Annotated in this window: 9 protein-coding genes, 1 tRNA gene and 1 riboswitch; of the genes, 4 read left to right on the top strand and 6 right to left on the bottom strand. The window is 57.7% G+C overall.

Annotation, left to right across the window (positions count from 1 at the left end; translation table 11 throughout):
* Nucleotides 1–149: 149 nt before the first annotated feature.
* The 4 genes from HMPREF1992_RS10795 to HMPREF1992_RS10780 form a co-directional block, all read right to left on the bottom strand.
* Entirely contained in the window at nt 150–965 is an 816-nt protein-coding gene (locus HMPREF1992_RS10795; protein WP_021685951.1) for a hypothetical protein, read from the bottom strand.
* Nucleotides 966–1,033: 68 nt separating this feature from the next.
* Nucleotides 1,034–1,107: transfer RNA gene (locus tag HMPREF1992_RS10790), tRNA-Gly, on the bottom strand.
* A gap of 39 nt (nt 1,108–1,146) precedes the next feature.
* Complete coding sequence (gene mnmG, locus HMPREF1992_RS10785) at nt 1,147–3,060, bottom strand: tRNA uridine-5-carboxymethylaminomethyl(34) synthesis enzyme MnmG (RefSeq protein ID WP_021685950.1); 1,914 nt, start codon at nt 3,058–3,060, stop codon at nt 1,147–1,149.
* 67 nt (nt 3,061–3,127) lie between these two features.
* Nucleotides 3,128–3,604, bottom strand: coding sequence for a dCMP deaminase family protein (locus HMPREF1992_RS10780; RefSeq protein WP_037359750.1), 477 nt, complete (start codon nt 3,602–3,604; stop codon nt 3,128–3,130).
* 404 nt (nt 3,605–4,008) lie between these two features.
* Nucleotides 4,009–4,203: riboswitch (cobalamin riboswitch) on the top strand.
* 129 nt (nt 4,204–4,332) lie between these two features.
* Here HMPREF1992_RS10780 and HMPREF1992_RS10775 point away from each other — a divergent pair.
* The 4 genes from HMPREF1992_RS10775 (at nt 4,333) to HMPREF1992_RS10760 (ending at nt 9,886) form a co-directional block, all read left to right on the top strand.
* A complete protein-coding gene (locus tag HMPREF1992_RS10775) occupies nt 4,333–6,789 on the top strand; it encodes a TonB-dependent receptor domain-containing protein (protein ID WP_037359747.1) in 2,457 nt (818 codons plus the stop codon).
* A gap of 71 nt (nt 6,790–6,860) precedes the next feature.
* Nucleotides 6,861–7,880, top strand: a complete 1,020-nt coding sequence (locus tag HMPREF1992_RS10770) for an ABC transporter substrate-binding protein (RefSeq protein ID WP_021685946.1) — start codon at nt 6,861–6,863, stop codon at nt 7,878–7,880.
* 175 nt (nt 7,881–8,055) lie between these two features.
* The gene (locus HMPREF1992_RS10765; protein ID WP_021685944.1) at nt 8,056–9,111 is read left to right on the top strand and encodes an iron ABC transporter permease; all 1,056 of its coding nucleotides are present in this window, start codon (nt 8,056–8,058) and stop codon (nt 9,109–9,111) included.
* Between the two features lies 1 nt (nt 9,112).
* Nucleotides 9,113–9,886: an ABC transporter ATP-binding protein gene (locus HMPREF1992_RS10760; protein WP_037359744.1), complete on the top strand. Its 774-nt coding sequence runs from the start codon at nt 9,113–9,115 to the stop codon at nt 9,884–9,886.
* Between the two features lie 176 nt (nt 9,887–10,062).
* Here the strand turns inward: HMPREF1992_RS10760 and HMPREF1992_RS10755 are convergent, their stop codons facing one another.
* Both HMPREF1992_RS10755 and HMPREF1992_RS10750 read right to left on the bottom strand, forming a co-directional pair.
* Entirely contained in the window at nt 10,063–10,740 is a 678-nt protein-coding gene (locus tag HMPREF1992_RS10755) for an MgtC/SapB family protein (RefSeq protein WP_021685942.1), read from the bottom strand.
* A 336-nt stretch (nt 10,741–11,076) separates the two neighbouring features.
* Nucleotides 11,077–11,556 (bottom strand): CYTH domain-containing protein, encoded by a 480-nt coding sequence (locus HMPREF1992_RS10750; protein WP_021685940.1) that lies wholly within the window; start codon nt 11,554–11,556, stop codon nt 11,077–11,079.
* Nucleotides 11,557–11,681: the final 125 nt, after the last annotated feature.

Raw genomic sequence — 11,681 nt, 5'->3', positions numbered from 1 at the left:
CCTTCCACCGCTTACGCGGTCCCCCTCCCCCGTATCGCACGGGGGAGGCTAGGGTTATGGCATATTAGCTTCCCCCGCCAGAGCGGGGGAAGTGGCGAGCGCAGCGAGCCGATAGGGGCATTCGTGAACAGCCCCCCTTTTTTGTGTTCCTAGTGCGCGCTGCGCAGACAGCTCCCGAAGTAGCGTGCGAGATTTTGCTCCAATGCAGCGACATCTTTTTCGTTCGATGAAGAGCCGGGATTGTCCGCGAGCGTCGCAGCCCAGTCGTTTGGTCCCTTTAGCGTAAAGAACGCGACAAAGGCCGCCCGCGTCCGATCCGTTTCGTTTGACGGCAGGTAGTAGAACGTGATCTTGCGCCCGTAGAGTGCGGAGAGGACGGTACCGTCCCCGTTTGGACGGTACAGCGCGTGGAGTTTCTTGCAGACCGCCGCCATATCCGCGCCGCGCGCGCCGTCCGTGACGAAGATGAAGTCGCCCTCGTCAAAGAGCGAGACCTCCCGATCAAGGTGTTTGCGTTTGACGCCCGAATGAATCAATGCCTCTGCCTCCTCGGTGGTCGCGGCACGAAATCCGTATTCCTCCGCCACGTGTCCAATCTCTGCATTCAGATGCGCGGCATAGCCCTCAGCATAGTGGAAGAATGCGTTCGTGTCCCGCTCTGCACAGGGAAGCGGGAGCGTCGGGCGGCGAACAACGGCATTGCAGGAAAAGGTAAACTCATTCGCCGTATCGCGCAGGACATAGATGCGCCGCTCGAACGGCTTCTCCTTCTCGATCTGTGTCTCCACCCAAACAAGCTGCGGCTTACAGGCAGCAAACTCCTCCTCCACCATCGCGATCACATCGTCCGGCGTGTACGGATCACTGTTTTCCGTCGCCAGTATGAACGAGCAGCCGGAGAGGAGGGTGCTGCAGAGGAGGGCAAGGGCGCCCCATCCACGGACTCTCTTAAAGTATGTTCGCATCGCAAACTCCTTCCCCCAAATACCGCGTGCAACAAAAAACGCCGCACATGCGGCGTCTGTCTTTCCTATGGAGCGGGCAATGGGAATCGAACCCACCTCTAAAGCTTGGGAAGCTTTCATTCTACCGATGAACTATGCCCGCAAATACGGTGATTAGTATAGCGTATCTGCAGGCGCTGTGTCAAGAAAATCTTTGCGCGCCGTCGGTCTCGCCGCCGTGTGAGCGACGCTCCTTTTCGAGGTAGACGAGGAGGACGGAGATGTCGGCGGGCGAGACGCCGCTGATGCGGGATGCCTGCCCGATGGAGCGAGGACGGATGGCGGCGAGTTTCTCCGCCGCCTCGAGGCGCAGGCTGGTGATCGCCGCATAGTCGAGGGTCTCTGGGATACGGCGGCTCTCAAGGCGTTCCATACGCGCGATCTGCTCCTCCTGTTTTCGGAGGTAGCCGTCATAGCGCGCCATTATCTCGACTTCTTCTCTGACGTCGTCTGCAAGGACAGGCAGGTCAAAGAGGGCGGCGAGACGGCGATAGTCTCCCTCGCGTGAGAGGAGGGCAAAGAGGGTCATGGGAACGCGCAGGGGGCTGATCCCCGCCTCCGCCAGTCGCGTTTCGGTCTCCGCGCTCGGGCTGAGACGCCGCTCCTTTAGGAGGGCAAGCGCCGCCTCGATGGCGTCCCGCTTTGCAACAAAGCGTGTCCAGCGTTCGTCCGTGACAAGATGGGCGGCGCGCCCGATGGGGGTGAGCCGCAGATCGGCATTGTCCTGCCGCAGGATGAGGCGGTACTCGGCGCGGCTCGTCATCATGCGGTACGGCTCGTCCGTCCCCTTGGTGACGAGATCGTCGATGAGGACGCCGATGTAGCCGTCGCTGCGGCGCAGTACAAGCGGCTCCTCCCCTGTGATTTCACGCGCGGCGTTGATGCCTGCGATGAGTCCCTGCGCCGCCGCCTCCTCATAGCCGCTCGTGCCGTTCGACTGCCCTGCGGAGTAGAGTCCCGCAATGTTCTTCACAGCGAGGGTCGGAGCGAGCTGCAAGGGGTCGAGGCAGTCGTACTCGATGGCGTAGCCAGGCCGCATGATGCGTGCGTGTTCGAGTCCTGGTATTGTCGTGAGGAATGCCTCCTGCACATCCGTTGGCAGGCTGGTGGACATACCCTGCACATATATTTCATTCGTATGCAGCCCCTCAGGCTCGAGAAAGAGCTGATGCCGCTCCTTGTCCGGAAAGCGCGCAATCTTCGTCTCGACGGACGGGCAGTAGCGCGGTCCCACCCCCTCGATGACGCCGTTTGCCATCGGTGCGCGGTGGAGGTTCGCGCGAATGACCTCATGCGTCGCCTCGTTTGTATAGGTGAGGTAGCAGGGCGTCTGCTCGGCGGGCATCTCCTCGGTCAAAAAGGAAAAAGCGGGGGCGGTCGGGTCGCCTGCCTGCACAGCCGTCTTTGCAAAGTCGATGGTGCGGCGGTCAACGCGCGCGGGTGTCCCCGTCTTAAAGCGCATGAGTTTCAGCCCGAGCGAGCGGAGCGAATCCGAGAGTGCCATCGCGGGGCGCTGTCCGTTCGGGCCGCTGTCGTAGATGGTCTCGCCGAGGATGATGCGCCCGCGCAGATACGTCCCCGTGGCGATAATGACGACGTGCGCCGTGAGGCGCTCCCCCGTCTCACAGAGGACGCCTGTGACGCGCTTGCCCGCGCTCGTCTCCTCGACGAGAAGTTCCGTCACGAGCAGCTGGCGCACGTCAAGATTGTCTGTATTCTCGACCGTTTCTTTCATGATGCGCTGATAGAGGAATTTATCCGCCTGCATGCGCAGCGAATGGACGGCAGGTCCCTTGCCCGTGTTGAGAAGGCGCCGCTGAATACTCGCGCGATCCGCCGCGATCCCCATCTCACCGCCGAGCGCGTCGATCTCACGGACGAGGTGGCTCTTGCCTGGGCCGCCGATGGACGGATTACAGGGCAGCATAGCGATGTTGTCCAGTGAAAGTGTGACAATGAGTGTGCGCTGTCCCATGCGCGCAGCAGCGAGTGCCGCCTCAACGCCCGCATGACCCGCACCGATCACGATGATGTCATAATTTGTAGTGTCGTTCACGTAACAATTCCCTTTGTTTTGATCTCATAGATTGTGGGAAGCACTGATAGACGCAGCGATTCCTATGTTATTCTTTTACCGCGAAATTCACCGGAACCTCGCCGAGGTCGGTCTCCATGCGGCGCCAGCGGACGCCGGCAGAGTCGAACATGCGCTTTGAGATCTTCGTCGCCTCGGTCGCAGCATACTTGTCCGAGAGGTAGACGACCTCGCGGATACCGCTCTGAATGATCGCCTTGCAGCATTCGTTGCACGGAAAGAGGGATACGTATATACGGCAGCCTTTCAGTGACGTGCTCGCATTGAGAATGGCGTTCAGCTCGGCGTGCACGACGTAGGGATATTTCTGCTCAGCGAACTCACCCGTCCGCCCCCACGGATACTCGCGATCGTCGCAGCCGTTCGGCATGCCGTTGTAGCCGACGCCGACGATGTGCTTGTCCTCGTTGACGATGCACGCGCCGACCTGCGTGTGCGGATCCTTGCTGCGGTAGGCAGAGAAGATCGCCACGCCCATGAAGTATTCGTCCCAAGAGATGATCATATTGGTGTTCTCCTTGCAAAACATACGTTCGTTTGTTATAATGAGAAAAGGCACTGATAGGCGCAGTGGCAACTCAGCCCCCGAAAGGGGGGATCTGTATGGAAACCTATGAGTTCTTGACGTTTCTCGTTGTGTTTACCATCTTAATCTTATCCGTTAAACGATAAATGAGAAAGCCCCGCCTTGCGTCCCTAAAACAATAGGCGGGGAATTTCTCGCATGTATGAGGGGCAACCGCTGAGCGGCAGTGCCCTTTTTCTATGCTTATTTTACTGCAAACGGCGGATTTCGTCAAGCATGTGCATCTCTTCCCGTCTATGTTCAAAAGTTAAAAATTATTTTTCGTTGATATATGATTGACAAAAGATGAAATATAAAATAGACTAATGTCAATTTGTATAAAACTGCATAATAATGAGACAGGTGCCCCACGGGGCTTAATAGGGAATTCGGTCCAACGCCGAAGCGGTCCCGCCACTGTAAGGAAGAGCAGAGCTGCACGGAGCAATCCGGCACGGTCACTGAGGAAGATGCCTTGGGAAGACGCAGCCGCGCGAGGATTCCAAGCCAGGAGAACTGCCTGTTTCATGCTCACTGACGATCCACGAGCGATGGGGAGGGGAGCCGGAACTTTGCCTTTGGCACAGCGGCTTTCTTCGTATGGAAAGCCATTTTTTATGCAGAGTATTATGGGAAAGGGCGAACGCCCTGATCAAGGAGGAATTATTTTGAAGAAAAAGCAACTCACACTGGCAATCCTCGCTGCACTTGTCTATACGGGGGGGGGGTATGGAACTGCATTTGCAGGTCACGATGAGAATCTGCAGTCCTATACGATCGACAATATCGTGGTCGAGGCGGAGCAGACGATCAATCAGTTCGGCGATACGGTGACAGAGCAGTCCTACTACCGCACGGGCGGCGACGTGAAGGTCATCACGCGCGAGGAGATCGAGAAGCGTCACTACACGGATCTCACGGAGGCGATCAAGCGCATCCCGGGCGTGACGTTCCAGAACCCGGGCTACCGCGGCGGCGAGTACGGCTATCAGTTCTACAACAACGGCGTACTCATCAACGGCGACTCGCGCGTCGTCATCCTCATCGACGGGCGGCGTGTGGACAACCTCACGAGTACGCGTATTAACAGCAACAGTACCTCTGGCAGCAAATCCACAGGTGTGAACCTCGATCAGATGATCGGCATCGAGAGCGTGGATAAGATCGAGGTTATCAAGGGGCCCGGGGCCTCCGCCTATGGACCTGACGCAACGGGCGGCGTCATCAACATCATCACGCGCAAGGGCGTGGTCGAGCACAAGGGAACCCTCGACCTCTCCACGGGTTCGTGGCACAAGCACAACTATTCGCTCACCCTCTCGGGCAGTCTCGACGACGATCCGACGTTCCACTACTTCGGCACGGTCACGCGCAATATGAGCGGCGATACGAAGTATGTGGACGGCGAGACGGGGCAGACAGGCACGCTCGGCGGCTCGAACTGGAAAGAGGATGCTGTTAATATCCGCCTCGATAAGGATCTCTCTGATGAGCAGAGCATCAAGCTCTGGTACAACTACAAGGCGGGCAGGGACGGCTACCCGATCTCGACGCCGCGCCTCAAATACTGGAATCAGAACGACTGGGAGCGCATTATCTTTGGGGCTGCCGTCGGTCAGCTGGATACAAACCGAGCCCTCAAGGGTGCAGTCGACCCGGATGACGGTATATGGAAACCGGCACGTACGCTTACCGGCGACACGCGCAACCCCGGCTATGCGAACCTCTATGCCCTCGACGGCAAAGTCTACAACTCCTTCAGCAAATTCAAGAACAACGACTGGGAGCTGAAGTGGACGTTCGACAAGGATAACGGCATGGAGAGCTTCGTCCGCCTCTATGACCAGAACCACCGCTACGCCGACCGCGATAAATATGTCTGGGGCGATGCGGAGCGTGCCGCTCTTGTCCAGGACTATCGGACGAGGTTCCCGGCAGGTGCAACACAGGCAGAGCTCAAGCAGTGGATCAGGGATCATCTCGCACCGTTCCCGGGCGGCGATCCGGCGAAGGTGCAGGAGTGGCTTGAGAAGACTGGCGGTTCGGCAAAGGAACCGACCAGCTGGCATGAGGAGCGCAACCGCGGCTTCCAGGTGCAGTACGCAAAGTCAATCGGCAAGAACGATGTCATCGCAAGCCTCACCTATGACAAGGCGAAGAACTATGACAAATGGCGTAAGAATAACGGCACGCTGGCCGAGAGTCATACCGCGCGCGACTCCGTCATCGCCTATGTGCAGGATAAGATCCACATCACGGACAACTGGGATCTCACGCCCGCCCTGCGCTACTCCTACTACTCGGGCTATCACTCCTCAACGGCGGGGGACGATGTGCAGGGCAAGGGCAATGTGAACTTTATCACGCCCGCACTCAACACAGAGTACCTCTTTGACGATACGCTCAGCATGTATTTCGGCTGGGCGAAAGGCTTCCGCCCACTGCGTCAGGGCGACTATACCTCCACAGATGGTGTATTTTACACTCCGCTGGAAGATGAGCGCGGCGACTCATGGACGCTCGGCGTACGCAAGGAGTTCTCGCAGCACACCGCACTCGCTGTCCACTACGACTGGACGCACATGGGCAACGCGATTGCAACCCTGCCAATCTGGAACGATGCCGACGGCGAGTACCAGAGCACGGCGGTCAATGCAAAGGAGGACAAGAAGTCCTTTAACATCACGTTCGACCATGCCTTTGACAAGCATTTCAGCATGAGCGCCTCCTATACCCATATGCAGGACAAGTGGATGGCGAAACCGGGCTGGGTGCTCGATCCGAACTGGGGCTATCAGGGCGGCAGCGACGTCAATACCCAGATCAACCGCCTCCGCCCGCAGAACCACTACGCGCTCAATCTCTCCTATGAGAAGGGGAAAATCTATACGGGAATGCTGATGAACTGGTACACGGGATGCAGCTACACGGCATTCACGGACAGTCAGTTCCTCGTCCTTGACTGGAACTTTAACTACAGCTTTACCCCCGATCTGACGGGATATATCACCGTGAACAACCTCACGAACGAGGCATACCAGACTTCCTACAATGCGTGGAACGGCGTCGGCAGTTCGTCCATGCCCGGCCGCAGTTTGATGGTCGGCGCACGCTACACGTTCTAATCGCTCGGAAATGAAAGGACGCAGGACATTCTTTGAAAGGATGCCTTGCGTCTCTTTCTATAGGAGGAAGGATGAAACTTTCATATATACTCCCCACCGTCCTCGTACTCCTGCTCACGGCGTGCAGTCCCATCGTAAAGGTACACGAGAACGAGCATCGCCCCGCGATGACGGAGCAGGCGGATGCGGTGTATACGCCCGTTACGATTGAGAATATCAACGAAAAGGGCGAACCTGTCTCAGCACGCTATGAACAGCCGCCGCAGCGCGTGGTTGCCGTCTGGCAGAACTCGATCGAGACGCTGCTCGCGCTCGGCATGGGGGATCGGATCGTTGCGGGGATGGGCGTGCCGGACGCGAAATACATCCGCCCAGAATACCGCGCGGCATACGAGGCGATCCCCTACACCTCGCTCGAGAACCTCGACGTGGAGACAATCCTCATGATGCAGCCCGATCTCATCGTCGGCTGGTCATCCACCTTCTCACCGAAGGTGCTGCGGGGGACAGCGTTCTGGCAGGGACGCGGCGTACATACCTACATCGCACCATCCTCGGCGCGCATGACCCAGAACAAGACCATCGCGCAGGAATGCAGCGACATCATGAACATGGGGCGCATCTTCCAGCGGGAGGAGCGCGCCGCAGAGATCGTACACGAGATGCAGGCAGAGATCACCTATGTCAAGACGCAGACTGCCGCGCGTGCAGCGCGTCCGCGTGCCCTCGTCATCGAACTGCTCGGCAAGGAGATCCGCTCCTACGGCGCGGACACCCTCGCAGGCGATATGATGCGCGCTCTCGGCGTCGATCATCTCGCATCAGAGGGGCAGAGTCTCAGTATGGAGGAGATCGTTACACTCGATCCCGACGCGCTCTTCCTCGTCGTCACCGAGGACGACTACGGGAGCGAGGATACGATCACCGCACGTCTCTATGACAACCCTGCCCTGCGCTCCCTCTCCTGTGTGGAGCAGCGCCGCATCTACACCGTACCGCTCTATGCCGTCTACAGTGCGGGCATCCGCACCTATGACGGGATCACGATCTTCGCACATGGTCTATACCCTGAGATTTATCGTGTGCCGTAAATGCAAGCCTCCCCCGCCGCTGCGGGAGAGGAGGACCATGCGCAGCATGGTGGAAGGGGCGCTTCGGACGCATGGAACCTTCCGATGATGCCTAAGAAGCGCCCTATCGCCTCACTGTGTTCGGCACTTTTCCCGTTTTGACGGGGAAGCTGCTATATAGGAACGGAGAATCACAATGCAAGCATTCTTTTCGCGTGCGGGACTGGCGCTTCTCTGCGTTCTGCTCTCCACACTCCTCATTGCCGCCCTCTTCTGGGCGCTCTCGATCGGGACGGTCGATCTGCCGCCGGGCGTCATTGCGTCCGCCATCCTCGACCAGCTCCAGAGCAGCACACCCATTGAGACGCCAGGCAAGGGTCCTGTGCACGACATTGTATGGCTGCTGCGTCTGCCGCGTCTGCTGCTCGCAGCGATCATCGGCGCGGGGCTTGCGACCTGCGGCGTCATCATGCAGGCAATCGTAAAGAACCCGCTTGCCGACCCGTACATTCTCGGCATCTCGGCGGGTGCGTCCCTCGGCGCAACCTCCGCCGTTCTGCTCGGGATCGGTGCCGCACTCGGAGAGAATTCCGTCGGCATCGCGGCATTTCTCGGGGCGTTCGCCGTCTCCGTCGGCGTGCTCTTCATCGCGAACCTCGGCGGACGTGCGAACGCGATGAAGCTGCTGCTCGGCGGCATGGCGCTCAGTGCCGTATGCAGTGCGTTCTCGAGCTTTATCATCTACTTTGCACAGGACAAAGAAGGAATTCAGACCATCACCTACTGGATGATGGGCAGTCTCGCGGGCGCACGGTGGGAACACATGGCGCTCATCGGCGGCATCACAGCTCTTGCGGTCCTCTTCTTCTGGTCGCAGAGCCGTATCCTCAACCTCATGCTGCTCGGCGACGAGTCCGCGATCACCCTCGGCACCGACCTCCATCCCTATCGGCAGGGCTATCTCATCGTCAGTGCGCTTGTCGTCGGCTTTGCCGTCTTTGCTGCCGGCATGATCGGCTTCGTCGGACTCGTCGTGCCCCACGTCGTCAGAATGCTTGTCGGTACCGATCACAAACGGCTCATCCCCGTGACGGCGCTCACGGGCGCGATCTTCCTCGTCATCGCCGATGGTCTCTGCCGCGTCATTATCCCGCACACGGAGCTGCCGATCGGCATTCTCATCGCGCTTGTCGGCGCACCCGCATTCATCTATCTGATGGTGAAACGTACCTACGGATTTGGAGGAGAGTAATGTGGAGATTTTGACGGAAGCAGTAAAGCTCTTCATCGGAGATAAGGAGATCCTCAAGGGACTGGATTTTCATCTGAAACCGAAGGAATTCCTCGGGATCATCGGCCCGAACGGCAGCGGCAAGAGTATGTTCCTGAAATGCCTCTACCGCGTGCAAAAACCGACGGAGGGAACGATCACGATCAACGGGCAGAACCTCGACGAGCTGTCCTATCGTGAAAGTGCCCTGCAGCTCGCTGTGGTGGCGCAGCACAATTTCTACAGCTTTGACTTCAGCGTGATGGAGGTCGTCCTCATGGGGCGTTCCCCACACAAGCGGCTTCTCGACCGCGACAATGCAGAGGACTATCGTGTCGCACGGCACGCACTCGCAACCGTTGGGATGGAGGCGATGGCGGAGCGGAGTTTCTCGAGTCTCTCGGGCGGTGAGCAGCAGCGCGTCATCCTCGCGCGTGCCCTCACGCAGGAGGCAGAGTGCATGATCCTCGATGAACCGACGAATCATCTGGATATCAAGTACCAGCTGCAGATCATGGACATCGTAAAGAGCCTCGACCTCACTGTCGCGGCGGCAATCCACGATCTCAACATTGCAGCGCTCTACTGTGACCGCCTTATCGCAATCAAAAAAGGTCTCGTCGTTGGACTCGGCACACCCGCAGAACTCCTCACAGAGGAGTTTATCTACGATCTCTATGAGGTGCATTCCAAAGTAACGCATGATGACAACGGTCGTATCAACATTAGATATCTTCCGCAGTACAATATAAGCTAAGGCATTGGAAAGGGACTGCTGCACGAAGCTAGAAAACTTCGTGCAGCAGCCCCTTTTTCTGTATTTTCGCGAACGTATGATATACTAATGAAAGGGCACTGCAGAAACGGTAGGCGGCTAATCGGCAGTGCCCTTTTTCTATGCTTATTCTACGCCATCTCACGCCACCGTCAAGATCAGATCACATCCACGCGCAGAACGCCGTCGATCTGGCGGAGTGTGTCGACGATGAAGGCAGACTTCAGATACTCACTGTTATAGACCTCGAACGTGAGATAGACGCGCCGCTCGCCGCCCGTCTCCGCCTCATCCTCGTCGGTGCGCACCTTGACGCCGCGCGAGCGCAGACGCAGATCCTCGATGCAGGCACTGATGCGCATGATCTGCCCCGGCCGATCGACGGTGTGGATGGAGAGCATAAGCAGATGGTCGTGATCAACCCATGCATCAAGGCGCGAGAGGTTGCCGAGGATGAGAAAGACGATCGCCGTCGTCACACCCGCGCTAAAGTAGAACCCACCGCCGACCGCGATGCCAACCCCCGCGACGACCCAGAGCGTCGCCGCCGTCGTAAGCCCCGTGACCGTCAGCCCCTCCTTCATAATCGCGCCCGCACCGAGAAAACCGATGCCGGAGACGACCTGCGCCGCGAGCCGCGCGGGATCGGCATTCGTCTTGCCCTCCACGTTATCATAGAGCGTCTGCGACATGATCATGATGAGACACGAGCCGAGCGCAACGAGCATATTCGTGCGCAGGCCTGCGGACTTGTGCCGCATCTGACGCTCGTAGCCAATGATCCCGCCCATCGCGCAGGAGAGCACGAGCCGCAGACAGATCTCCCATTCTTGCATCGGTAAAATTCCTTTCCATATCCATCGTTTTTTTAAAATCCACAGTTGTGAAAAGTTATCCCCAGGTGTGCAGAACTCTGTGGATAAAATTGTTTACAAGGCCCAAAATTCCTTTATCAACAGGGTTTTGCACAGTGTGCATAATTTTTCCGAACGATTTTTCAATTTTTGTGGATAATGTGGATAAAAGAGTGGATAACCCCATATATTGACCAAAAAATTTTCGAATTTCTATATTTTGTACCGTGACGAATGAAAGTTATCCACAATCCGAGGGGAAAACACGGGGATATTTTTCCGTTTCATCCGTCCATTTCTGCACAGTATCCACAGTCCTTATTCTGCGCGCTCCGCCGGGCTCCATTGGGAATACGGATGGGCGATCAGGGCAGAATTATAGTACCTATGCTCCCCCGTCACCTCTGCACCGACCCATACGGGCAGCGCAAACGCCTCGTCCTCCGACGCGAGTTCGATCTCGGCGATGACAAGCCCCGCGTTCGCCCCATGAAAGACGTCCACCTCCCAGGTGTGCCCCGCCGCACGCTCGACATAGCGCGTCTTTTCCACGAGCGGTGCATCGCAGAGTGCAAGCAGCTCGCGTGCCTCCTCCACGGGGATCTCGTACTCATACTCGAGACGCGCAGCGCCGCGGTTCACTCCCTTGATCGTCAGGAATCCCTGTATACCTGCGATTCGGATTCGTACGGTTCGCTTCGGATCGCGCGAGAGATAGCCCTGCGCCATTTCGATCCCGATGCTCGTCGGTCGAAAATCTTCCTTTACCTTGAATTTTCGCTCGATTTCAACCCCCATGGAGCCGCGTCCTTTCTCGATTCTATTGAAGTATACCTTGCATATTCCGTGCGTTTGCTATATATTATGTGATACTGAACGGATGGAGTTATTGTATCAGCGCTTCTGCAAGAACGCAAGGATAA

It is taken from the genome of Selenomonas sp. oral taxon 892 str. F0426 (genome assembly GCF_000468035.1).
Taxonomy (GTDB): domain Bacteria; phylum Bacillota; class Negativicutes; order Selenomonadales; family Selenomonadaceae; genus Centipeda.
Note: the sequence above shows the minus strand (reverse complement) of the source record. Positions and strands in the feature narration are given on the sequence as shown.